The sequence below is a fragment of the Geodermatophilus sp. URMC 61 genome (assembly GCF_052931555.1).
In genome coordinates this window covers 3,067,406-3,089,476 of record NZ_JBRFHZ010000002.1, presented here as the reverse complement: position 1 = coordinate 3,089,476, position 22,071 = coordinate 3,067,406, and the positions used below count along the sequence as shown (strand labels likewise).

Below are 22,071 nucleotides of genomic sequence, written 5' to 3'. Positions count from 1 at the left end.
ATGAGCGCAGCGGGACCGCCCGGCTGGGCCGTGCCGGACGACGAGCCCTACACCGGGCCGCCGCCGACCGGCCCCTACGGAGCGCCGCCGTACGTCCCCGGGGCCCGGTACGGCGGGCACCCGCCCCCCGGCGTGGGGACGGCGGCCGGGCCGGTCCCGTGGCCGCTCGGACCGGTGCCGCTGCAGCCTGGCCCGCACACCGCCCCGCCGTGGGGGCCGCCACCCGGGCCGCCGTGGGCGCCCCCGCCCGGGGTGCCGTGGCAGCTGCCGCCGGGCATCCCGCCGCACGACGAGCCGGTCGAGTACCTGCAGGTCATGCGCTCGCGTGACTGGCACTGGTGGCGGCCGCTCCTGGGCCTGCTGCTGTTCACGGCGGTCTACCTCGTCACTACCCTCGTGGCGACCGCGGTGGTGTTCGTCGCCGGGTTCGCGACCGGGGCGCTGCCGGACCCCACGGCGATCGACCCGACCGACCTCACCGACCCCGGCCTGCTGCTGCTCACGAACGTCTCGCTGATCGTGGCAATCCCGTGCGTGTGGCTGTCGTGGGCCGCCGCGCACGGGATGCGGATCGGCTGGTCGTCGTCGGTGCTGACCCGGCTGCGGTGGCGGCTGCTGGCGCCGTACACGCTGCTGGCGCTGCCCACGCTGGCAGCCGGGCTCCTGCTGAGCGTCCTGCTGGGCTTCGTGGCCGGTGACTGGGAGGTCACCGGCCCGGTGGACGGGTTCGGGTGGCTGCTGCTCGTCGTGCTGCTGACCACGCCGCTGCAGTCGGCCGCGGAGGAGTACGTGTTCCGCGGGTACCTCAGCCAGGCGATCGCCGGGTGGGTCGGCCGGCCCCGCGCGGGTGCGGTGGTGGCCGCGGTGCTGACCGCGTCGCTGTTCTCGGCCGCGCACCTGCCGCCCGACGTCTGGACGTTCCTGGACCGGTTCGCCTTCGGGCTGGCCGCCTCGGCGGTCGTCTGGCTGACCGGCGGCCTCGAGGCGGCGATCGTGCTGCACGCCGTCAACAACGTGGTGGTCTTCCTGCTGGCCGGATCGCTGGGGGAGGGGGTGGCCACCGACGCCGTCCCCGCCGGGACCGGCGTGCTCGTGGTGCTCATCGACCTGCTGGCCATGGCCGCCTACGTCGCTCTGGTGGCGCGCACCCGCCGTCGGCTGCGGCCGGAGGTGCGGACCGAGGCCCTCGACCTGCGACGACAGTCACCCCGGGGGGTCCCCGGACCGCCTCCGGCCATCGGGTATGGTGTTCAGCAGCGCCGCGAGGTGCAGCACCACCCTTGGGGTATGGGGTAATTGGCAGCCCGACGGATTCTGGCTCCGTTAGTCTAGGTTCGAGTCCTGGTACCCCAGCGAGGAAGCTGTCTGCCTGGAGACACAGTTCCTCAGCACCACCCGCACGGCCCCGTCGTCTAGCGGCCCAGGACGCCGCCCTCTCACGGCGGTAGCGAGGGTTCGAATCCCTTCGGGGCTACGCGAGCGAGAGCCCCCGGCCACCCGGCCGGGGGCTCTCGCCGTCTGCGGGCGACCCACCCCGGTGCGCGGGTTCCCGCCGGCGCATGGCACCATGGGGAACGCACGGCCCCGTCGTCTAGCGGCCCAGGACGCCGCCCTCTCACGGCGGTAGCGAGGGTTCGAATCCCTTCGGGGCTACGCGAGCGAGAGCCCCCGGTCACCCGACCGGGGGCTCTCGCCGTTCCCGGCCCCGCCGGAGTGGCCGGGTCGCTGGGGCGGGTCTAGCGTCGGGGCGCCGTTCACGCACAGTCACGAGCGGCGGGAAGGCAGGTTCCACCCTTGATCCGGACGAGTCGTCGGCTGGCCGACGGCCGGGAGATCCTCTACTTCGACGCCGGGGACACCGCGCCGCCGCACACCGCCGAGGACCCCCGCGACCTGCCCCCGGTCAGCACCCACTCGCAGCTGCGCTGGGACCCGCTCCTCGGCGAGTGGGTGGTCCTGGCCTCGCACCGGCAGACGCGGACCTTCCTGCCGCCGGCGGACCTCTGTCCGCTGTGCCCGACCCGTCCCGGCCGCGAGCCCACCGAGGTGCCCGAGGCCGACTACCAGGTCGTCGTCTTCGAGAACCGCTTCCCGTCCCTCGCGACAGCGGTCGAGCGTGACGTCCCCAAGACCGCGCCCGGCGCCCCGCTGACCGAGCTGCGCCCCGGCTTCGGCCGCTGCGAGGTCGTCGTCTTCACCAGCGACCACGACCGGTCCTTCGCCACGCTCGGCGCCGACCGGGCCCGCCTGGTCGTCGACGTGTGGGCCGAGCGCACCGCCGAGCTGTCGGGCATCGACGGGGTGGAGCAGGTCTTCGTGTTCGAGAACTCCGGCGAGGAGATCGGGGTGACCCTCTCCCACCCGCACGGGCAGATCTACGCCTACCCGTTCGTGACGCCCCGGGTGGAGAAGGTGCTGGCGTCGGTCGAGCGGCACCGGCGGGAGACCGGCGCCGACCTGTTCGCCGACGTGCTCACGGCCGAGCGTGCCGGGCCCCGCGTCGTCACCACGAACGAGCACTGGACGGCGTTCGTGCCGGCAGCCGCCCGCTGGCCCTACGAGCTGCAGGTCTTCCCGCACCGCCGGGTGCCCGACCTGCCCGCGCTCACGCCTGCGGAGCGCGACGCCCTGGCCGAGCTCTACCTCGACGTGCTGGGCCGCTTCGCCCACCGCTTCGACACCCCGATGCCCTACATCGCCTCCTGGAACCAGGCCCCGGTCGGTCGCGGGCGCGAGGACTGGTGGCTGCACCTGCAGCTCTTCTCGTTGCGCCGGGCGCCCGGGAAGCTGAAGTACCTGGCCGGATCGGAGTCCGGCATGGGCGCCTTCATCACCGACACGGTCCCCGAGGACGTCGCCGAGCAGCTGAGGAACGTGAGGACGACGGGCGAGTGAGCAGCGCAGGCAGCGGCAGCGACCCAGGAGCGCGGCGAGCCTCGGGGTCGACCCGTGGGGACGGTGCGGGAACGGCGGCGGACGTGGCCCGGAAGGCGTTCGCCGAGGCGTTCGGCGGGTCGCCCGAGGGGGTCTGGGCCGCGCCGGGCCGGGTGAACGTCATCGGCGAGCACACCGACTACAACGACGGCTTCGTGCTGCCGGTGGCGTTGCCGCAGACCACCCGCGCCGCGGTGGCCCGCCGGGACGACGGGCTGGTCGCCCTCGTCTCCGCGCAGCACCCCGACGACCGGGTGGAGGTGCCGGTCGCCGAGCTCGCGCCGGGACGTCCCGGTGGCTGGGCGGGCTACCCGGCCGGCGTCGTCGACGCGCTGCGCGACCGCGTGCCCGGCGGGGTGAGCGTCCTGGTCGACGGCGACGTCCCGGTGGGCATGGGGCTGTCGTCGTCCGCGGCGCTGTCCTGCTCGGTCGCGCTGGCGCTGCGCGACCTCGCCGCCCCCGACCTCGCCGTCGCCGACCTGGTCGACGTCGCGCGGCGGGCGGAGAACGACTTCGTGGGTGCGCCGACCGGCATCCTCGACCAGTCCGCGTCGCTGCTGTGCACCGCGGGGCACGCGCTGTTCCTCGACACCCGCGACCGCAGCACCGAGCAGGTGCCGCTGGACCTGCGGGCGGCCGGGCTGGAGCTGCTCGTCGTCGACACCGGGACGACGCACGACCACGCCACCGGCGGCTACGGCGACCGGCGCCGCGAGTGCGAGCGGGCCGCCGAGCGGCTCGGTGTCCGCGCGCTGCGCGACGTGCCGGACGTGGCCGCGCTGGCCCCGCTGGACGACGGCACCCCCGAGGGCGGGGTGCTGCTGCGGCGCGCGCGGCACATCGTCACCGAGAACGCCCGGGTGCTCGAGGTCGTGCGGATCCTGCGCGAGACCCCCGACCCCGCCGCGATCGGGCCGGTGCTCACCGCCGGGCACGCCTCGCTGCGCGACGACTTCCAGATCTCCACCGTCGAGCTCGACACCGCCGTGGACACCGCGCTGGAGGCCGGCGCCGCCGGCGCCCGCATGGTCGGTGGCGGCTTCGGTGGCAGCGCCGTGGTGCTGGTGGACGCCGACCGCACCGACGACGTCGCGCGGGCGATCGCCGGTCGTTTCGCGCAGCAGGGCTTCACCCCTCCGCGGGCCTTCGCGGTCGTGCCCTCCGCAGGCGCCCGGCGCCTCGTCTGACCCACACGCCCCCAGAGGAGGTCCCAGACCCGTGGACGCACTCCGCCTCGACGCCTCGTTCGTCGACTACCTGCTGGTCATCGTGTACTTCGCGGTCGTGCTGATGATCGGCCTGGCCGCGCGCCGACGGGTCTCCGACAGCCTCGACTTCTTCCTGTCGGGTCGGTCGCTGCCCGCGTGGGTGACCGGTCTCGCCTTCATCTCGGCCAACCTCGGTGCGGTCGAGATCATCGGCATGTCGGCCAACGGCGCCCAGTTCGGCATGCCGACCATGCACTACTTCTGGGTCGGCGCCGTCCCGGCCATGCTGTTCCTGGGCGTGGTGATGATGCCCTTCTACTACGGGTCGAAGGTGCGCAGCGTCCCGGAGTTCATGCGGCGCCGGTTCGGCCCCGGCGCCCACCTGGTCAACGCGCTGTCGTTCGCGCTGGCCCAGGTCCTCATCGCGGGCATCAACCTGTTCCTGCTGGCGACCATCGTCGAGTCGCTGCTCGGCTGGCCGCTGTGGGTGTCGCTGATCGTCGCGGCCGCCATCGTGCTCAGCTACATCACCCTCGGCGGGCTCTCGGCGGCCATCTACAACGAGGTCCTGCAGTTCTTCGTCATCGTCGCGGCGCTGCTGCCGCTCAGCCTCATCGGGCTGCACCGGGTCGGCGGGATCGGCGGTCTGGTCGACCGGGTCACCGAGGCCGGCAACGCGGAGCAGTTGCGGTCCTGGCCCGGCACCGAGCTGTCCACCTTCGAGAGCCCGGTGTGGTCGGTGATCGGCATCGTGTTCGGGCTGGGCTTCGTGCTCTCGTTCGGCTACTGGACGACGAACTTCGTTGAGGTCCAGCGCGCGATGGCGACCAAGTCGATGTCCGCGGCCCGCAGCACGCCGATCATCGGCTCGTTCCCGAAGATGTTCGTGCCGTTCATCGTGGTGATCCCGGGCATCATCGCCGGCGTCCTCGTGCCGGAGATCCAGCAGCTCAAGGCCGGACAGAGCAGCGACCTGCAGTACAACGACGCGATGCTCGCGCTGATCCGCGACGTGCTGCCCAACGGCCTGCTCGGCGTCGCGATCGCCGGCCTGCTGGCCGCGTTCATGGCCGGCATGGCCGCCAACATCTCGGCCTTCAACACGGTCTTCAGCTACGACCTGTGGCAGACGTACGTGAAGAAGGACGAGCCGGACCACTACTACCTGCAGGTCGGCCGCTGGGCCACCGTCGGCGCGACGGTCGTCGCCATCGGGACGGCACTGATCGCCTCCGGCTACAGCAACCTGATGGACTACCTGCAGACCCTGTTCGGCTTCTTCAACGCGCCGCTGTTCGCCACGTTCATCCTCGGCATGTTCTGGAAGCGGATGACGGCGACCGCGGGGTGGGCCGGCCTGGTGTCCGGCACGCTCGCCGCCGTCGTCGTCGCCGTGCTCAGCCAGGACGCGCTCGGCGCGGCGTCGGTGGGCGCGCTCCCGCTCAGCGGTCAGGGGGCGAGCTTCGTCGCCGCGAGCGCCGCGTTCGTCGTGGACATCGTCGTGAGCGTCGCTGTCTCCATGGTGACCGCCCCGAAGCCGGTGGCCCAGCTCGCCGGGCTGGTCTACTCCGAGACGCCGCGGGAGCAGCGCACCGACCCCGACGCGCACCGGCTGCCCTGGTACCAGTCGCCGACCAAGCTGGCCGGGATCTCCCTGGTCATGGTGATCATCCTCAACGTCATCTTCCGTTGACCGCCGCACCGCAGAGGAGCCGCACGTGAGCACCACCGGACAGCAGCCCCGAGCGCACCGGGCGGGGGCCTTCGACGTCCGCAACGTCATCGCCGGCCTCATCGGTTTCTACGGCGTCGTGCTGGTCCTCATGGGGCTGTTCGGCACCTCGGCGGACGACCGGGCCAAGACCGACGGCTTCAACGCCAACCTGTGGGTCGGCATCGCCATGCTGGTCTTCGCCGCGGCCTTCGCGCTGTGGTCACGGCTGCGCCCCGTGGTGGTCGACCAGGGCGCCGACGTCGCGGGGGACGACGACCGACCCCCGATGCACTGAAGGCCCCGTCCTCCCCACCTCGCGGTAGGGCCCCCGCTGCCCACGGCCCCGTCCCGAGGCCGGCCCCGAGCCTGCGAGGGGTGAGGAGGACGGCTCCTCCCACCTGCAGAGGGGGGCCGGTGGGCCCGGGACGGGGGCCGTGTCCGGTCACTCGAGGACGGTGACCGGTACCCGCTGCACCAGGTTGTTCGCCATGCCCTGCCGGTTCCAGACCTGCTCGGTGGGCTGACTGCCCTGGGCGTCGGTCGCCCGGACGAGCAGCTCCCAGGTGCCCGGCTCCGCCGTCCAGGGGTACTGCCAGGTCCGCCAGGCATAGGGGTGCGCCGGGTCGGCCGGGGCCAGCTCGGCGGCCGACCAGGTGGCCCCGCCGTCCGTGCTGACCTCGACACCGGTGAGCGGGGCCCGGCCCGACCACGCCCGCCCGGTGAGCGTCACCGGCCCCGGGCGCAGGAAGCGCTCACGGGTCATGAAGTCCGGCCAGCCGGGCGGGCTGAGCAGGGCGCGGGGCGCGATGCGGGTGACCGGCTCACCGGCGTCGTCGGCGTCGACCTTGAGCCGGTAGGCCGTGGTGTTCTGGTAGCCGTCGAACGGGCGGTCGAGCACCTCGATCCGGGTCAGCCACTTGACGTGGGCCATGCCGTACCAGCCGGGCACCAGCAGCCGCAGCGGAGCGCCGTGCTGGGGCGGCAGCGGGGCGCCGTTCATCGCCCACACCAGCAGCACCTCGGGGCGCATCGCCTCGGCCAGCGGCAGGCCGCGCGCGTAGTCCTGCTCGATGCCGCGCTCCACGCCGTGGTCGGCACCGGTGAAGGCGACGTCGACCGCGCCGTCGGCGATCCCGGCCTCATCGAGCAGAGGGGCCAGTGGCGTGCCGGTCCACTCGGCGGTGCCGACGGCCTCCAGCAGCCAGGGCTGGCTCACCGGCCGCGGCTCGTAGCGGGCGCGGCCGTTGCCGGCGCACTCGAGCAGCACCCGGGAGGTGACGGCGGGACGGCGCTGCAGGTCCTCCAGCGTCAGCCGCAGCGGGCGGTCGACGGCGCCGCCGACCTCCAGCGACCAGGTGGCCGGGTCGACGGCGGGGATGTCGTAGTGGGTGAGCACGTAGTGCAGCCCCGGCGGCGTGACGTCGTAGCGCAGCGCCTCCAGCGGCATCCCGTGGTTGCGGGTGGCCAGGGCCAGCTCGTCGAGGCCGATGCCCTCCCCGGGCTCGGCGATCCGGGCGCGGCCGCGGTAGGTGGGCTCGGTGGCGGTCATGGCCCCAGTCTCGACCGGGGGACCGCCGAGGGGAACTGCCCGGACGGTCGGGGACGACACCGGCGTCGGGGTGCTGCCCGTCCATCCCGCGGCCCCGTCGACCCCGCCGAGTCGATCGTGGGGTCGTCGCGCGGGACACGCGCGGGCACGCCGCGGGGCCCTGCACGAGCCCCATGATCGACACCGGAGGAGTAGGTCAGGGGATCCTTCTTCAGCGGGCGGCGCGTGAGATGGCGCCGGCGGCCTCGAGCACCGCGCCCACGACCTCCGGGGCGGGACGGCGGCCCAGTCGCTCGACCGGCCCGGAGATGGAGACCGCGCCCAGGACCCCGCCCGCGGCGTCCCGCACCGGTGCCGACAGGGACGCGACCCCGGGCTCCCGCTCGGCGATGCTGTGCGCCCACCCCCGACGGCGGACGTCGAGCAGCGTGCGGGCGGTGAAGCTGGCGCTGGGCAGCAGCGGGGTGACCTCGTCGGCAGGGGCGAAGGCGAGCAGCGCGTGTGCGGCCGAGCCGGCCGTCATCGGCAGTCGCGCCCCCACCGGCACGGTGTCGCGCAGCCCGTGCGCCCGCTCGGCGGCGGCCACGCAGACCCGGCTGGCGCCGTCCCGCACGTAGAACTGGGCGCTCTCCCCGCTGGCGTCCCGCAGCGCGACCAGGTGCCGGCCGGCCAGCTCGGCGAGGTCGGCGACCCCGCGGCCGAGCTCGGCCAGTGCCGGTCCGGGTGCCCACGCGCCGGCCGGCGTGCGCCGGACCAGGCGGTGTCCCTCGAGGGCCACGGCCAGCCGGTGCGCGGTGGCCCGGGGCAGCCCGGTGCGTTCGACGAGCTCGGCGAGGGTCGCGGGCTCGGCGGCCACGGCACGGAGGATGGCCACCGCTTTGTCCAAGACGGCGACGGGGTTAGGCTGTCCCACACAGCAATACTCGCATCCCATACCGTGAGATGGCCAGTGTGGTCGTCCGCACCGGAGCGAGCCCCGACCCCCGGAGGGACCAGCCGTGCCGAAGACCCTGGCGGAGAAGGTCTACGACGCCCACGTCGTGCGCAGCGCCGCGGGCGAGCCGGACCTGCTCTACATCGACCTGCACCTGGTGCACGAGGTGACCAGCCCGCAGGCGTTCGACGGCCTCCGTGCCGCCGGCCGCAGGGTGCGCCACCCCGAGCTGACGATGGCGACCGAGGACCACAACGTCCCGACGCTGGAGATCCTCAAGCCGATCGCCGACCCGGTCAGCCGGGCGCAGGTCGAGGCCCTGCGGAAGAACGCCGCCGAGTTCGGCATCCGCCTGGCCCCGATGGGCGACCGTGACCAGGGCATCGTGCACGTCATCGGCCCGCAGCTGGGCCTGACCCAGCCGGGCATGACCATCGTCTGCGGCGACAGCCACACCTCCACGCACGGCGCGTTCGGCGCGCTGGCGTTCGGCATCGGCACCAGTGAGGTCGAGCACGTGCTGGCCACGCAGACCCTGCCGCAGTACCGGCCCAGGCAGATGGCCGTGACCGTCGACGGTGTGCTGCCCGAGGGGGTGTCGTCGAAGGACGTCATCCTGGCGGTCATCGCGAGGATCGGCACCAACGGCGCCGCCGGCCACGTCATCGAGTACCGCGGCAGCGCCATCGAGGCCCTCTCGATGGAGGCCCGGATGACGATCTGCAACATGTCGATCGAGGCCGGCGCCCGCGCCGGGCTGATCGCCCCGGACCAGACCACCTTCGACTTCCTGCAGGGCCGCCCGCACGCCCCGCAGGGTGCCGACTGGGACGCTGCGGTCGAGTACTGGAAGACCCTGCGCACCGACGAGGGCGCGGTCTTCGACACCGAGGTGGTCCTGGACGCCGCCGAGCTCACGCCGTACGTCACCTGGGGCACCAACCCCGGCCAGGGCCTGCCGATCGCGGAGTCGGTCCCGGACCCCGCGGCGATCCCCGACGAGGGGGAGCGCCGCGCCGCCGAGCAGGCGCTGGCCTACATGGGGCTGACCCCCGGCACGCCGCTGCGCGAGATCGAGGTCGACACCGTCTTCCTGGGTTCGTGCACCAACGGCCGCATCGAGGACCTGCGCATCGCCGCCGAGCTGCTGCGCGGCAAGAGGATCGACGCCAACACCCGCATGCTGGTCGTCCCCGGGTCGGTCGGCGTGAAGCTGCAGGCCGAGGCCGAGGGCCTGGACCGGGTGTTCACCGAGGCCGGCGCCGAGTGGCGCGGCGCCGGGTGCTCGATGTGCCTGGGCATGAACCCCGACCAGCTCAAGCCGGGGGAGCGGTCGGCCTCGACCAGCAACCGCAACTTCCAGGGCCGGCAGGGCAAGGGCGGGCGCACCCACCTGGTGTCCCCGTCGGTCGCCGCGGCCACCGCGCTGACCGGGCGGCTCACCGCCCCCGCCGACCTGCAGCCGGCCGAGCCCGCCGGCGTCTGAGACAGGAGCCCCAGATGCAGCCCTTCACCACGCACACCGGCACGGCCGCCCCGCTGCGCCGCAGCGCCGTCGACACCGACCAGATCATCCCGGCCGAGTACCTGAAGCGGATCACCCGCACCGGGTTCGAGGACGGCCTGTTCGTCGCCTGGCGGAAGAACGAGCCGGACTTCGTGCTCAACCAGCCGCAGTACGCCGACGCCTCGATCCTCGTCGCCGGCCCCGACTTCGGCACCGGCTCCTCCCGCGAGCACGCCGTCTGGGCGCTGATGGACGGCGGCTTCCGCGTCGTCATCAGCTCGCGGTTCGCCGACATCTTCAAGAACAACTCGACCAAGGCCGGGCTGCTCACCGTCGTCCTGCCGCAGGCCGAGGTCGAGGCGCTGTGGGCGGCGGCGGAGGCCGACCCCACCACGCCGGTGACCGTTGACCTGCAGGAGCGGCGGGTCTCCTACGGCGAGCGCAGCCTGTCGTTCGAGATCGACGACTACACCCGCTGGCGGCTGCTGGAGGGCCTCGACGACGTCGGGCTCACCGAGCGGAACCTGGCCGACATCGAGGCCTTCGAGGCCCGCCGCCCGGCCTGGCTGCCGAAGGCGCTCCCCGCCCTGCCCGCCTGAGGGAGCGGCTGTGCACCGGGTGCGGCGGTTGCCGACCTGCCCGGTGGCGGCGGCCCCGACCAGGGCTCCGTGGGTGGTCGGGAGGGTCTCGTGGTCGCGTACCGACGGCGGCACGTGGACGGCCAGGGGGACCCCGACACCTCGTACCGACGCCGTCGACGGAGACGCGTCAGTGGTGGTGGCCGTGCCGGCCGAGGGTCTGCACGGCGGTCGCGCCGGGGCGGGTCCACTGCGGCACGGGGCGGCTGGTCGGGCCCCAGGTGGCGTTCCCGTCGGCGTCCGAGCGCCAGTACCAGCACGCGTCGCGCCCCTCGGGCCAGCCCTCGGGGTTGTCCTCCCACGCCTCGCCGCGGCCGTAGGGCGTCCTGTCGAGCAGCCCGAAGGACCCGGCGACCGGCTCGTTGCCGCGGCCCGTCGTGGAGTAGGTGAGGAACACGCGGTCGCCGTCGCGCAGGAAGCAGGTGAGGTAGCCCATCTCCCCGCCGACCGGTTCCCCCACGTCGCGCACCGAGTACCAGGGCTGGGTGTAGCCCATGAACTCGACGTAGGCGGCCACCTCGTCCCACCGGCCCGTGGTCAGGACGGCGAACGAGACGCCGCGGGCGTTGAGGTACACGGTGTCCCTCAGCTGCCAGGTCGTCATGGTGCAGCCCTCGCACTGCCCCTGGTGCGGCGCGCCGTCGTACCACATGTGCTTGTAGACCACGAGCTCGTCGCGGCCCTGGAACAGGTGCAGGAAGGGGACCGGGCCGTCCGGTCCGACGACCTCGACCGTCCCGTCCAGCTCCACCATCGGCAGCCGGCGGCGGGCCGCGGCGAGGGCGTCGCCCTCGCGGGTGTGGGCCTTCTCGCGGACCAGGAGCTCGTTGCGGGCGGTCTGCCAGGTGGCCAGGTCGACGACGGGCGGGCGGCCGGGCAGTGCGGTGGTCGGGTCGTCCGGCGTGGTCGTCATGGTGTCCTCCCTGGGGTCTCGTGCCGGGCAACGGCGTGCGACGTCCGACGACGGTCACCAGAACTGACTCGCGACCCGGCCCGAACTCATCGCGGCAGGGGGCGTCCTCGGCCGAGCCGGCACGGACTCCGCCGGGCCGACGCGTCCACGGACGCGCTCCGAGGAGGATCCCGTCCTCCCCGTCCCTCCGCAGGCCCGGGGTGGGACCCGGGACGGGGCCTTCAGCGCAGGCCGGTGAAGGCCGGGTCCTCGGCGGCGCCGGCCGAGAAGTCCCGGTAGTAGTCGGCCGAGAGCGCGCCCGGCCGTCCGCCCAGCACCCACGTGCTGCCCTTCGCCGAGGGCGGGTGCACCGCGCCGGGCACGCCGGCGAAGCGGACACCGAGGGCTGCCAGCGCCGAGGGGATCGCGCCGCCCTGGCTGCAGACCACGGCCACCCCCGGGGCGTCGTGGTCCGCCCGCTCCAGCAGCTGCTCGATCGCGGCGAGGCCCGCCTGCGGGTCGGCGGCGAACTCCTCCTCGCCGAGCTCGGGCAGCGGGCTGATGCCGCGGCCGAGCCGGTCGGCCAGCGGCTCGAGGGTCTGCCGGCAGCGGACCCGCTCGGCGGTCAGCAGCTCCACGGGAGCGAACAGCGGCAGCACCCGCGCCAGCCGCGCCGCCTGGCGGCGCCCCTTGCCGTCCAGCGGGCGCAGCTCGTCGGGGCCGTCCCAGTCGGACTTGCTGCCGGCCTTGGCGTGCCGGACCAACAGCAGCGAGGGCTGCCGCGGGACGTCGGCGCGCGCCAGGTCGGCCAGCACGGCGCGGTCGTGGGCGTGGCTGACCAGCGCGCAGGCCTCCTCGACCGGCAGCCAGCGCAGCTCGTCGACCTCGTCGTTGGGCTCGAACGCCCCGCCGACGACCCGCATCAGCCAGTAGTCGACCCGCTTGGGGCCCTCCGGCACCTCGTACTCGGTGCGCACGCTGCGCCGTCCGACGACGACGTCCAGGCCGGTCTCCTCGGCCACCTCGCGCACCGCGGTCTCCAGCAGGTGCTCGTCCTCGTCGGGCTTGCCCTTGGGCAGTGACCAGTCGTCGTACTTCGGCCGGTGCACCAGCGCGGTCTCGATGCCGCCGTCCGCCGGGCGCCACAGGGCGCCACCGGCAGCACGGATCAGGTCGCCCGTCTCAGCCGACATGGTCGACCGCCGCCATCAGCCGGGCCTGGTAATCGCGCTCCCCGGTGCGGGTCCAGGCCCCGTCGCTGCCCAGCTCCCAGCAGCGCACGCCCTCGGCCATCGCCGCGTCGAACGTCTCCTGCAGCTCCCGCTCGGCGGTCTCGTCGCACACCCGCAGCAGCACCTCGACGCGGCGGTCGAGGTTGCGGTGCATGAGGTCGGAGCTGCCGAGCCACCACTCGCCGTCCCCGCCGCCGGCGAACCAGATCACCCGCGAGTGCTCGAGGAACCGGCCCACGATCGAGCGCACCCGCACGTTCTCCGACAGCCCGGGGACGCCGGGCCGCAGCGAGCAGATGCCGCGGATGAGCAGCTCCACCGGGACGCCGGCCGACGACGCCTCGTACAGGGCGTCGATGAGCTCCTCGTCGACCAGCGCGTTCACCTTGATCCGGATGCCCGCGGGCCGGCCCTCGCGGGCGTGGCGAGCCTCCCGGCGGATCTTCTCCACCAACCCCGGGCGGATGCCGTGGGGGGCGACCATGAGCCGCCGGTAGGTGGTCTGCCGCGAGTAGCCGGTGAGGGTGTTGAACAGGTCGGTGAGGTCGGCGCCCACCCGTGGGTCGGCGGTGAGGATGCCGAGGTCCTCGTAGAGCCGGGCGGTCTTCGGGTTGTAGTTGCCGGTGCCGATGTGGCAGTACCGGCGGATCACGCCGCCCTCGCGGCGGACGACGAGGGCGGTCTTGCAGTGCGTCTTGAGTCCGACCAGGCCGTAGACGACGTGGCAGCCGGCGCGCTCCAGCGAGCGGGCCCAGCTGATGTTGGCCTCCTCGTCGAAGCGTGCCTTGATCTCGACCAGGACCACGACCTGCTTCCCGGCCTCGGCGGCGTCGATGAGCGCGTTGACGATCGGCGAGTCGCCCGACGTCCGGTACAGCGTCTGCTTGATCGCCAGCACGTTCGGGTCGGCGGCGGCCTGCTCGATGAAGCGCTGCACACTGGTCGCGAACGAGTGGTACGGGTGGTGGACGAGCACGTCGCCCTCCCGCAGCGTCGCGAACACGCTCTTGGGCGTCTCGCCCTCCGACAGCCGCGGGTGGGTGGCCGGCACGAACGGCTCGTCCTTGAGCTCCGGCCGGTCGAGGCCGTAGAGCTCCCACAGCGCGGCGAGGTCGAGCAGGCCGGGCACGTGGACCACGTCGGAGCCGTCCACCTCCAGCTCGCTCATGAGCACGTCGAGGATCCGCTGGTCCATCGGCTCGGCGACCTCCAGCCGCACCGCCGGGCCGAAGCGACGGCGGGCCAGCTCGCGCTCCAGGGCCTGCAGCAGGTCCTCGTCGCGGTCCTCCTCGACCTCGAGGTCGGCGTTGCGGGTCACCCGGAAGAGGTGGTGGTCGATCACGTCGAGGCCGGGGAACAGCTGCGGGAGGTGCGCGGCGATCAGGTCCTCGAGCGGCAGGAAGGTGGCATCGCGGTCGGAGCTCGCGACCCGCACGAACCGGGGCACGTTGTTGGGCACCTTCAGCCGGGCGAAGCGCGGCCCGCCGGTGTCGGGGTCGCGCACCTGGACGGCGAGGTTCAGCGACAGCCCGCTGATGTACGGGAAGGGGTGTGCCGGGTCGACCGCCAGCGGGGTCAGCACCGGGAACACCTGGTCGCGGAAGTACTCCCGCAACCGCTTGGACTCGTGCTCGGCCAGCTCGCCCCAGTGCACGATCCGGATCCCGGCCTCCTCCAGGCGCGGGCTGATGTCCTTGGTGAAGACGTCGGCGTGCCGGTGCACCAGGTCGCGGGTCCGCTCGGTGACCCGGGCCAGCTGCTCGCGGATCGTCAGCCCGTCGGGGGAGCGCACCGTCAGCCCGGTGCTCTGGCGACGCTTCAGGCCGGCGATGCGGACCATGTAGAACTCGTCGAGGTTGCCGGCGAAGATCGCCAGGAACTTCACCCGCTCCAGCAGGGGCAGGGAGTCGTCCTCCGCCAGCTCCAGCACACGGGCGTTGAAGTCCAGCCACGACAGCTCGCGGTTGATGTACCGGTCGGAGGGGGCACCGGATCTGGTCGAGGGCACGGGCTCATCGTGCCGCAGTCGGGTTGCCGGTGGGTGCCCAGCAGCCGGTCAGCCGGGCGGCCGGGCGGCTCTGCCCAGCAGCGCCGCGGTGTGCGGGCCGACGCCCAGCGCGAGCGCGGCCTCGAGGTCGCCGGGGGTGTCGACGTCCCGCTGCAGACCCGGCCAGCCGCCGGCCAGCGGGACGGCGCCGCCGGCCGCGTGCCGCCGCGCCGACCCGGCCCCGAAGGCGGGGGAGAGGTCGGTGCCGACGGCGGTGAGCAGCGTCGTCCCGGTGCCCTGCGCGTCGGCCACGAAGCAGCGCGCCGACACCTGCGCCGCGGCGAGGGCGGCGGTCAGCTCCTCCGGGCGCAGCGCCGGCAGGTCGGAGGAGAGCGCGGCCACCGCGGCGGCCCCGGTGACGCGCGCGCCGTGGGCGAGCGCCGGGTTGAGGCCCCGGTCGGGCTCGTCGGGCACCGTGCGCGCGCCCAGCCGGGTCACCGTCCCGGCGGCCGCGGGGTCGTCGGTGACGACGAGGACGCCGGCGACGGCGGGCGAGGCCAGCGCCGCGGTCACGGTGTCGGCCAGCAGCGCCAGGACCAGCCGGTCGTGCGCGGCCTCCGGCGGACCGGCCAGGCCCGCGGGCAGCGGCGTGAGGCGGGTCTTGGCCAGCGCCAGCCGCTTCGCCGGGACGACGACCGACCACGCGCGCACGGCGACAATGTGAGCACACCGGCGCGGGGACGCCGACGGGCCGGACCGGACCCCGGTGCGCCCCGCGGACCGGTGCAGGCCACGATGGCCTCTCAGGACGTCCCGGCCCGACCAGGGCCGGGAGGGCAGGGAGGGAGGAACCGGTGACGCAGGACGGATCCCCGGGGACCGGGGTGTCGCGCCGCACCGGGACCCCGACGTCGCGGTGGCGCACCCGCCGGCCGCTGCCGCCGGCCCTGGCGCTGTGCGTCGCGGTGGTCTACCCGGTCACGGTGCTGCTGTTCCGGATGCGCTACCGGTACGCCGAGCGCTTCCCCCGCACCGGCCCGGTCCTCCTGGTGGCCAACCACGTGTCGGTGCTCGACCCGCTGGCCTGCGCCCGGCTGGTCTGGGACTGCGGCCGCGTGCCGCACTTCCTGGCCAAGGAGTCGGTCTTCACCGGGCTCGCGGGTCGGATCCTGCGCGCCGCCGGACAGATCCCGGTGGCCCGCGGCCGGGCCGACGCGCGCACCTCGCTGGCGGCCGCCGAGGCCGACCTCGCCGCCGGCAACGTCGTGGTCATCTACCCCGAGGGTTCGGTGACCCGCGACCCCGACTGGTGGCCCATGGAGGCCCGGACCGGGGTGGCGCGACTGGCCCTGACCACCGACGCCGTCGTCCTGCCGGTGGCCCAGTTCGGGCCGCAGCGGCTGCACGACTACCACACCAAGAAGCTGCACCCGCGGCTGCGCACGACCGCCGACTACCTGGTCGGCGAGCCGGTGGACCTCACCGACCTGCGCGCGCAGGTGCGCGCGGGCCGTCCCCTGACCGGGGACCTGCTGCGGGAGGTGACCGACCGGATGATGGCCTCCGTCCGTGACCAGCTGGCCGAGCTCCGCGGTGAGCCGGCGCCCACCACGACCACCCCCCACCCCCGGCGCACGCTGCCCGGCGACCTGCCCGGGAGCGCCGCGTGAGCCCCGGCGCCGGCACGCGGGCCGCCGTCCTGGGAGCCGGCTCCTGGGGGACGACCTTCGCCAAGGTGCTCGCCGACGCCGGCTGTGCGGTGGCGCTGCACGCCCGCCGCCCCGAGCTGGCGTACGCGATCGGCGAGACCCGGGAGAACCCCGACTACCTGCCCGGCATCCGGCTGCCCGACCGGTTGCGCGCGACGGCCGACGCCGCCGAGGCGCTCGCCGACGCCGAGATCGTGGTGCTCGCCGTCCCCTCCCAGTCGCTGCGGGACAACCTCACCGAGTGGGCGCCGCTGCTGCCCCCCGACGCGGTGCTGCTCTCGCTGATGAAGGGCGTCGAGCTGGGCACCACCAAGCGGATGAGCCAGGTGATCAGCGAGGTCACCGGCGCCGGGCCCGACCGGGTCGCCGCGCTCTCGGGCCCCAACCTGGCCCGCGAGATCGCCGAGGAGCAGCCGGCCGCGACCGTGGTGGCCTGCGAGGACCACGACCGTGCGGCGCAGGTGCAGGCCGCCTGCCACACCCCCTACTTCCGCCCGTACACCAACCAGGACCTGGTGGGCTGCGAGCTCGGCGGCGCGGTCAAGAACGTCATCGCGCTGGCCTGCGGCATCACCGAGGGCATGGGCTTCGGCGACAACACGCGGGCCTCGCTGATCACCCGCGGTCTGGCCGAGACCGCCCGGCTGGGCGCGGCCCTGGGTGCCGAGCCCGCCACGTTCGCCGGGCTGGCCGGCCTGGGCGACCTGGTCGCCACCTGCAGCTCCCCGCTGTCGCGCAACCGCACCTTCGGTGAGCGGCTGGGGCGCGGCATGTCGGTGGAGGAGGTGCAGCGGACCACCCGGCAGGTCGCCGAGGGGGTGAAGAGCTGCCAGCCCGTGCTGGACCTGGCGCGGGCGCACGGGGTCGACATGCCGCTGACCGAGGCCGTCGTCCGGGTGTGCCACGACGGTGTCCCGGTGGCGCAGATCGTGAAGGACATCATGTCCAGGGAAGCGAAGCCCGAGTGAGCGAGCTGCCGGAGGCGTGGGGCGACGGCACCCGCTCGGTGCGGGCCGGGGAGGAGCCGGCCCGGCCGGGTGCGCCGCTGCGCCCCTCACCGGTCTTCGCGGCTCCGTTCCACCTCGGGGACCGACCGCCGCGCGCCGGCGGGGCGGATGCCTACGCGCGGACCGAGCACCCCACCCTGCGGGCGTTCGAGGCAGCCGTGGGCGAGCTGGACGGCGGCCGCTGCCTCTCGTTCGCGACCGGCATGGCCGCGATCACGGCCGCGCTCATGGCCTGCGCGGGCGCGGGGGACCGGGTGGTCCTCCCCGCCGACGGCTACTACACGACCCGGCTGCTGGGACGCGAGGAGCTCGACCGGCTGGGCCTGCGGGTGGAGTACGTGCCCACCCCGGAGATCGAGGGTGTCGCCGCCCGTGGGGAGCTCCGGGGTGCCCGGCTGGTGCTGCTGGAGACGCCCAGCAACCCGCAGCTCGACGTCTGCGACGTCGTCGCGGTGGCCGAGGCGGCCCGGGACGCCGGCGCGCTGCTCGCCGTCGACAACACCACCGCCACCCCGCTGGGCCAGCGTCCGCTGGCCCTCGGTGCCGACCTCACCATCGGGGCGGACACCAAGGCGCTGACCGGGCACAGCGACCTGCTGCTCGGGCACGTGAGCACCACCGACGACGCGGTGTACGCGCGCCTGAAGAGCTGGCGGGACCACACCGGCGCGACCCCGGGGCCGTTCGAGGCGTGGCTGGGTCACCGCTCGATGGCCACGCTCGACCTGCGGCTGACCCGCCAGGCGGACAACGCCCGTGCCGTCGCCGAGCTGCTGGCCGCCCATCCCGGGGTGACCGGCGTCCGGTGGCCGTGGCGGCCGCAGGACCCCTCGTTCGCGTTGGCCTCGAGACAGATGGCCCGTCCGGTCGGCGTCGTCTCGGCGGTGCTGCCCGACGCGGCCGCCGTCGCACGGCTGGTGGCCGCCAGCCGGCTGTGGGCGGCGGCCACCAGCTTCGGCGGCCTGCACAGCACGCTGGACCGGCGGGCCCAGTGGGGCGGGGACGCCGTCCCGCCGGGCTTCGTCCGGTTCTCCTGCGGCATCGAGGACACCGCCGACGTGGTCACCGACCTCGCCACCGCGCTGGACACCGCCCTGGGCCAAGCCTGATGACGTGCTGGAACGGCCACCCTTCAGGGGCCCGCGCCGAGCTCGCGAGGCGTGGGGGGAAGGGTGGTCCTTATCCGGCCGCGGCGAACTCGCCCCGCCGGCGGCGGGCCCCCCGGGCGGTCAGCCACAGGCTCACCCCGACGTAGTAGCCGAGGTACGCCAGCGACAGGGCCACCACCACCGGGTGCGGGTCGGGCACCTGCACCAGCAGGACGGCGTAGGTGATCAACCAGACGACCGTCAGCGCCAGGCTCAGCCCGCGCAGGGCCTTCGTCCGCGACGGGTAGAGGTAGCGCACCGGCACGAACACCAGCGCCGAGCACACGACGAGCACCGTGGCGACCACGGCCGGGCCCAGGTCGAGCACGACGGCGTAGAAGGCGACCACGTTCCAGTAGCTCGGGAAGCCGAGGAAGGCGTGGTCCTCGGTCTTCGCGTCGACCCGGCAGAACTGGTAGCAGGAGGCCAGCAGCGGCAGTGCGGCGACGACCCAGCCCGCGGCGCCGCCGGGCAGCGACCCGGTCGTCCACAGCAGCACCACCGGCGCGAAGGCGTAGGTGAGGTAGTCGACGATGTCGTCGAGCCGGGCGCCGTCGAACCAGGGGATCGTCTCCTTGACCCGCAGCCGGCGGGCCAGCATCCCGTCGGTGCCGTCGACGACGAGGGCCACCAGGCCCAGCCACAGGGCGGTCACCGCGTCGCCGTCGAACGCGGCCAGCACGATGAGCAGCCCGAGCACCGAGCCGATCGCGGTGTAGAGGTGGACGGCGGCCCCCGCCAGGCGCAGCCTGCGCGAGGTCGTCGCCGTTCCGGCTGCGTCCATCGGGGTCGAGGTTCCCACATCCGGACGCGCCCGGTCCCTCCGCCCGTCGTCCGGGCGCGCCGGAGGGCCTCCACTAGGGTCGGCCGCGATGAGCGGACAGGCGGGCAAGCGGCGGATCGCGGTCGTCTTCGGCGGCCGCAGCGCGGAACACCCCATCTCCTGCGTCTCCGCCGGGGCCGTCCTCGCGGCGCTGGACCGGGACCGGTACGACGTCGTCCCCGTGGGCATCACCCGCGACGGTGGCTGGGTGCTGCCCGACCCGGGGCAGCGGTTGGCGATCGTCGACGGCGAGCTGCCGGAGGTCGTCGGCGGGACCCCGGTGACGCTGGTCGGCGACCCGAGCGGGCGCGGCCTGCAGCGCCTGGACGGCACGGGCGAGCGGATCGGCCTGGACGTCGTCTTCCCGGTGCTGCACGGCGCCTACGGCGAGGACGGCACGATCCAGGGGCTGCTGGAGATGAGCGGCATCCCCTACGTGGGCTCGGGCGTCTTCGCCAGCGCGGCGTCGATGGACAAGGAGTTCACCAAGAAGCTGCTCACCGCCGCCGGGCTGCCGCAGGGCGAGCACGTGGTGCTGCGCGACCCCTCCGGGGCGCTGTCGGCCGACCCCGCGGTGCTCGACGCCGCCACCCGGGAGCGCCTGGGCCTGCCGGTGTTCGTCAAGCCCTCGCGGGCCGGTTCCAGCATCGGGATCACGAAGGTCACCGACTGGGCGCAGTTCCCCCAGGCCGTCGCGACGGCCGCCGCCGTCGACGCCAAGGTGGTCGTCGAGGCCGCCGTCCCGGGGCGGGAGATCGAGTGCGGCGTCCTGGCCACGCCCGGCGGCGGGCTCCCGCAGGCGAGCCTCCCGGCGGAGATCCGGCTGCACCCGGGCACCGACTGGTACGACTTCGCCGCCAAGTACCTCGACGACGCCGCGGACTTCGACGTCCCCGCCGACCTCACCCCCGAGCAGACCCGGGCGGTGCAGGAGGCGGCCTGCCGCGCGTACCTCGCGATGGACTGCCGCGGCCTGGCACGGGTCGACTTCTTCCTCGGCACCGGCCCCGGCGGCGCCCAGCGGCTCGTGGTCAACGAGGTGAACACCATGCCGGGCTTCACCCCGATCTCGATGTACCCCCGGATGTGGGCGGCCACCGGCGTCGACTTCGCCACGCTGGTGGACCGGCTGGTCGAGGTCGCTCTGGCCGACGCGCCGACCGCCGCCGACCCGACGCTGGACGGCACCCGGGCGTGAGCCCGGCGGCGGTGGTCCGGCGCGGTGGGCTGGCGCTGCTGCTGGCCCTGCTGTCCGGCTGCGCCGGCCAGGCGGACGGCGACGCGCCCCCCGCACCGGCCGCGGCGACACCGGGCACGCCCCAGGAGCTCGAGGCACTCGTCATCCCCGAGGTGGCCTCGGGCCTGCCGCGCGTGCCCGACGACGCCCTGTCACCGCCGGCGGGGGAGAAGCTGGTCGAGGACGTCGCCCGCTACGCCGCGGACGCCGCCCGCGAGCGCGAGGTGCTCGACGACTACGGCTACCGCTTCGGCTGGGAGCGCTACTGGGGCTCGGGGTCCGGACCGCTGACCACCGTGGCCGCCCACCAGTTCGAGACGACCGACGGCGCGGCGGCGTTCACCGCGGACCTGGCTGCCCACGAGGCGGAGGTCTACGGCGGCCTGCTGCGCGAGGACCCGCCGGACCTGCCCGCGGGGTGCCGGCTGCTGCAGCTCGACGAGGGTGCCCCGGCGGCCGGGGTGGCCGCGCCGGCCGCCCTCGCCTGGTGCGCGCGCGGGACGTTCAGCCTGGCGGTCACCGCCGTCTCGGGGTCGGTGGAGTCGGCGACCGAGGAGGTGCGGGCCGTCGTGGCGGCCCAGCTGGAGCGGCTGCCGTCATCCTGACCCAGCGCTGCGGTTCCGTCCGGGGGTCCTCTGTCAGCCGCCGGCGTCGACCGGCTGGGCGGGCAGCGTCCCGGTGATGACCGGGCCGAGGGCGGTGACCGGCGCGGAGTCGGTGTCGGCGGAGACGGTCACCTGCACGTAGACCGGCCGGTCGACGGCGGTCCACACGATGCCGTCCGGGTCGGTCGTGTCCACCAGCCACTCCACACCGTTGACCTGGATGAGCGGGGACGTCGGCTCCAGCGCGGCGGGCCGCTCGACGCCGCACACCAGCACCACCGGCGGCTCGCCCCAGGCGTAGGCGTACGGGGAGTCGGACCGGACCGGGCGGGACTGCTCGCCGGCCAGCTCCAGCGGCAGAACGCCCATGAGCGCCGGGCAGTTCGCGTCGGCCTCCGGGGTCACCGGCGGCACCTCCACCGGCAGCGGCGGCAGGTCGGCCCGCCCGGGCGCCGGCGCACCCTCGACGTCGGCGACCGCGTCGTCGGCCCGGTCGCCGACGTCGTCCCCGCCGAGGACGCGGGTGAGCACCAGCAGCACCACCACCAGCGGCAGGACGACGGCGGTGACGACGAGCGCCACCCGCCGCAGCGGGTCGTCCGGCCGGGACGGCTGCGGCGGCGGACCGGGCTGCGGGGCGGGGTTCTCGGCCAGGACGCTCAGATGTTGACGACGGGGCAGGTCAGCGTCCGGGTGATGCCGTCGACCGACTGCACCCGGGCGACGACCAGCCGGCCGAGCTCGTCGACGGTCTCGGCCTCGGCCCGGACGATCACGTCGTAGGGGCCCGTGACGTCCTCGGCCTTGGTGACCCCCGCGATCTCGCTGATGGTCGAGGCGACCTGGGCGGCCTTGCCGACTTCGGTCTGGATGAGGATGTAGGCGTGGACCACGGGAGACCTTTCCTCGGCTGGCGCTGCTGGTGCGGCGTCCGCGCCGGTGGGCGG

The 22,071-nt window shown here is 74.5% G+C and carries 21 protein-coding genes and 3 tRNA genes; 15 read left to right on the top strand and 9 right to left on the bottom strand.

What is annotated here, in order from left to right:
- The 8 genes from ACU610_RS14370 (at position 1) to ACU610_RS14335 (ending at position 6,151) form a co-directional block, all read left to right on the top strand.
- The gene (locus ACU610_RS14370; RefSeq protein WP_446768385.1) at positions 1–1,296 is read left to right on the top strand and encodes a CPBP family intramembrane glutamic endopeptidase; all 1,296 of its coding nucleotides are present in this window, start codon (positions 1–3) and stop codon (positions 1,294–1,296) included.
- Positions 1,282–1,353, top strand: a tRNA-Gln gene (locus ACU610_RS14365). The genes ACU610_RS14370 and ACU610_RS14365 overlap by 15 nt, the downstream gene beginning before the upstream one ends.
- 48 nt (positions 1,354–1,401) lie before the next feature.
- Positions 1,402–1,474, top strand: a tRNA-Glu gene (locus tag ACU610_RS14360).
- A 106-nt stretch (positions 1,475–1,580) separates the two neighbouring features.
- Positions 1,581–1,653 (top strand) — tRNA-Glu (locus ACU610_RS14355).
- A gap of 141 nt (positions 1,654–1,794) precedes the next feature.
- Complete coding sequence (gene galT, locus ACU610_RS14350) at positions 1,795–2,895, top strand: galactose-1-phosphate uridylyltransferase (protein WP_446768384.1); 1,101 nt, start codon at positions 1,795–1,797, stop codon at positions 2,893–2,895.
- A gap of 83 nt (positions 2,896–2,978) precedes the next feature.
- Positions 2,979–4,121 (top strand): galactokinase, encoded by a 1,143-nt coding sequence (galK, locus tag ACU610_RS14345; protein ID WP_446768383.1) that lies wholly within the window; start codon positions 2,979–2,981, stop codon positions 4,119–4,121.
- Positions 4,122–4,152: 31 nt separating this feature from the next.
- The gene (locus tag ACU610_RS14340) at positions 4,153–5,835 is read left to right on the top strand and encodes a sodium:solute symporter family protein (RefSeq protein WP_446768382.1); all 1,683 of its coding nucleotides are present in this window, start codon (positions 4,153–4,155) and stop codon (positions 5,833–5,835) included.
- Positions 5,836–5,860: 25 nt separating this feature from the next.
- The gene (locus ACU610_RS14335; RefSeq protein ID WP_446768381.1) at positions 5,861–6,151 is read left to right on the top strand and encodes a hypothetical protein; all 291 of its coding nucleotides are present in this window, start codon (positions 5,861–5,863) and stop codon (positions 6,149–6,151) included.
- Between the two features lie 147 nt (positions 6,152–6,298).
- Here the strand turns inward: ACU610_RS14335 and ACU610_RS14330 are convergent, their stop codons facing one another.
- Together ACU610_RS14330 and ACU610_RS14325 are read right to left on the bottom strand one after the other, a co-directional pair.
- Positions 6,299–7,405, bottom strand: coding sequence for a sulfite oxidase (locus tag ACU610_RS14330; protein ID WP_446768380.1), 1,107 nt, complete (start codon positions 7,403–7,405; stop codon positions 6,299–6,301).
- 211 nt (positions 7,406–7,616) lie between these two features.
- Positions 7,617–8,339, bottom strand: a complete 723-nt coding sequence (locus ACU610_RS14325) for an IclR family transcriptional regulator (RefSeq protein ID WP_446768379.1) — start codon at positions 8,337–8,339, stop codon at positions 7,617–7,619.
- Between the two features lie 64 nt (positions 8,340–8,403).
- On the opposite strand from ACU610_RS14325, the gene leuC reads away from it, so the two are divergent.
- Positions 8,404–9,825 carry a 3-isopropylmalate dehydratase large subunit gene (gene leuC, locus ACU610_RS14320; RefSeq protein WP_446768378.1) on the top strand — a complete coding sequence of 474 codons (1,422 nt, stop codon included), beginning with the start codon at positions 8,404–8,406 and terminating at the stop codon, positions 9,823–9,825.
- Between the two features lie 14 nt (positions 9,826–9,839).
- The gene (leuD, locus tag ACU610_RS14315; protein ID WP_446768377.1) at positions 9,840–10,445 is read left to right on the top strand and encodes a 3-isopropylmalate dehydratase small subunit; all 606 of its coding nucleotides are present in this window, start codon (positions 9,840–9,842) and stop codon (positions 10,443–10,445) included.
- Between the two features lie 169 nt (positions 10,446–10,614).
- Here leuD and ACU610_RS14310 read toward each other — a convergent pair whose 3' ends face one another.
- From ACU610_RS14310 to cofC, 4 genes are all read right to left on the bottom strand, one after another.
- Positions 10,615–11,397 (bottom strand): DUF899 domain-containing protein, encoded by a 783-nt coding sequence (locus ACU610_RS14310; protein ID WP_446768376.1) that lies wholly within the window; start codon positions 11,395–11,397, stop codon positions 10,615–10,617.
- A gap of 221 nt (positions 11,398–11,618) precedes the next feature.
- On the bottom strand, positions 11,619–12,569 hold the full coding sequence (locus tag ACU610_RS14305) for an NUDIX hydrolase (protein WP_446768375.1): 951 nt from the start codon (positions 12,567–12,569) through the stop codon (positions 11,619–11,621).
- Positions 12,559–14,616 carry an RNA degradosome polyphosphate kinase gene (locus tag ACU610_RS14300; protein ID WP_446768374.1) on the bottom strand — a complete coding sequence of 686 codons (2,058 nt, stop codon included), beginning with the start codon at positions 14,614–14,616 and terminating at the stop codon, positions 12,559–12,561. The genes ACU610_RS14305 and ACU610_RS14300 overlap by 11 nt, the downstream gene beginning before the upstream one ends.
- A gap of 48 nt (positions 14,617–14,664) precedes the next feature.
- The gene (gene cofC / locus ACU610_RS14295; protein ID WP_446768373.1) at positions 14,665–15,306 is read right to left on the bottom strand and encodes a 2-phospho-L-lactate guanylyltransferase; all 642 of its coding nucleotides are present in this window, start codon (positions 15,304–15,306) and stop codon (positions 14,665–14,667) included.
- Between the two features lie 143 nt (positions 15,307–15,449).
- Here cofC and ACU610_RS14290 point away from each other — a divergent pair, with 143 nt between their 5' ends.
- The 3 genes from ACU610_RS14290 to ACU610_RS14280 are packed head-to-tail and all read left to right on the top strand — an operon-like array spanning position 15,450 to position 18,420.
- Positions 15,450–16,265, top strand: coding sequence for a lysophospholipid acyltransferase family protein (locus ACU610_RS14290; protein ID WP_446768372.1), 816 nt, complete (start codon positions 15,450–15,452; stop codon positions 16,263–16,265).
- Positions 16,262–17,272 carry an NAD(P)H-dependent glycerol-3-phosphate dehydrogenase gene (locus tag ACU610_RS14285; protein WP_446768371.1) on the top strand — a complete coding sequence of 337 codons (1,011 nt, stop codon included), beginning with the start codon at positions 16,262–16,264 and terminating at the stop codon, positions 17,270–17,272. The genes ACU610_RS14290 and ACU610_RS14285 overlap by 4 nt, the downstream gene beginning before the upstream one ends.
- Positions 17,269–18,420 (top strand): cystathionine gamma-lyase, encoded by a 1,152-nt coding sequence (locus ACU610_RS14280; RefSeq protein WP_446768370.1) that lies wholly within the window; start codon positions 17,269–17,271, stop codon positions 18,418–18,420. Before ACU610_RS14285 ends, ACU610_RS14280 begins: the two co-directional genes overlap by 4 nt.
- Positions 18,421–18,490: 70 nt before the next feature.
- On the opposite strand, the gene ACU610_RS14275 is transcribed toward ACU610_RS14280, so the two are convergent.
- Positions 18,491–19,243 (bottom strand): CDP-alcohol phosphatidyltransferase family protein, encoded by a 753-nt coding sequence (locus ACU610_RS14275; RefSeq protein WP_446768369.1) that lies wholly within the window; start codon positions 19,241–19,243, stop codon positions 18,491–18,493.
- 88 nt (positions 19,244–19,331) lie between these two features.
- Here ACU610_RS14275 and ACU610_RS14270 point away from each other — a divergent pair, with 88 nt between their 5' ends.
- Together ACU610_RS14270 and ACU610_RS14265 are read left to right on the top strand one after the other, a co-directional pair.
- Positions 19,332–20,480, top strand: coding sequence for a D-alanine--D-alanine ligase family protein (locus ACU610_RS14270; RefSeq protein ID WP_446768368.1), 1,149 nt, complete (start codon positions 19,332–19,334; stop codon positions 20,478–20,480).
- Entirely contained in the window at positions 20,477–21,124 is a 648-nt protein-coding gene (locus ACU610_RS14265) for a hypothetical protein (RefSeq protein ID WP_446768367.1), read from the top strand. Before ACU610_RS14270 ends, ACU610_RS14265 begins: the two co-directional genes overlap by 4 nt.
- 33 nt (positions 21,125–21,157) lie before the next feature.
- Here ACU610_RS14265 and ACU610_RS14260 read toward each other — a convergent pair whose 3' ends face one another.
- Together ACU610_RS14260 and ACU610_RS14255 are read right to left on the bottom strand one after the other, a co-directional pair.
- The gene (locus tag ACU610_RS14260; RefSeq protein WP_446768366.1) at positions 21,158–21,706 is read right to left on the bottom strand and encodes a DUF3515 domain-containing protein; all 549 of its coding nucleotides are present in this window, start codon (positions 21,704–21,706) and stop codon (positions 21,158–21,160) included.
- Positions 21,707–21,783: 77 nt separating this feature from the next.
- Complete coding sequence (locus tag ACU610_RS14255; protein ID WP_091212468.1) at positions 21,784–22,017, bottom strand: Lrp/AsnC ligand binding domain-containing protein; 234 nt, start codon at positions 22,015–22,017, stop codon at positions 21,784–21,786.
- Between the last annotated feature and the right edge of the window lie 54 nt (positions 22,018–22,071).

Coding starts and splice junctions, on each gene's coding strand:
- ACU610_RS14370 (WP_446768385.1), top strand. CDS start 1: ATGAGCGCAGCGGGACCGCCCGGCTGGGCCGTGCCGGACGACGAGCCC.
- ACU610_RS14275 (WP_446768369.1), bottom strand. CDS start 19,243: ATGGACGCAGCCGGAACGGCGACGACCTCGCGCAGGCTGCGCCTGGCG.
- ACU610_RS14310 (WP_446768376.1), bottom strand. CDS start 11,397: ATGACGACCACGCCGGACGACCCGACCACCGCACTGCCCGGCCGCCCG.
- ACU610_RS14270 (WP_446768368.1), top strand. CDS start 19,332: ATGAGCGGACAGGCGGGCAAGCGGCGGATCGCGGTCGTCTTCGGCGGC.
- ACU610_RS14325 (WP_446768379.1), bottom strand. CDS start 8,339: ATGGGATGCGAGTATTGCTGTGTGGGACAGCCTAACCCCGTCGCCGTC.
- ACU610_RS14330 (WP_446768380.1), bottom strand. CDS start 7,405: ATGACCGCCACCGAGCCCACCTACCGCGGCCGCGCCCGGATCGCCGAG.
- leuD (WP_446768377.1), top strand. CDS start 9,840: ATGCAGCCCTTCACCACGCACACCGGCACGGCCGCCCCGCTGCGCCGC.
- ACU610_RS14305 (WP_446768375.1), bottom strand. CDS start 12,569: ATGTCGGCTGAGACGGGCGACCTGATCCGTGCTGCCGGTGGCGCCCTG.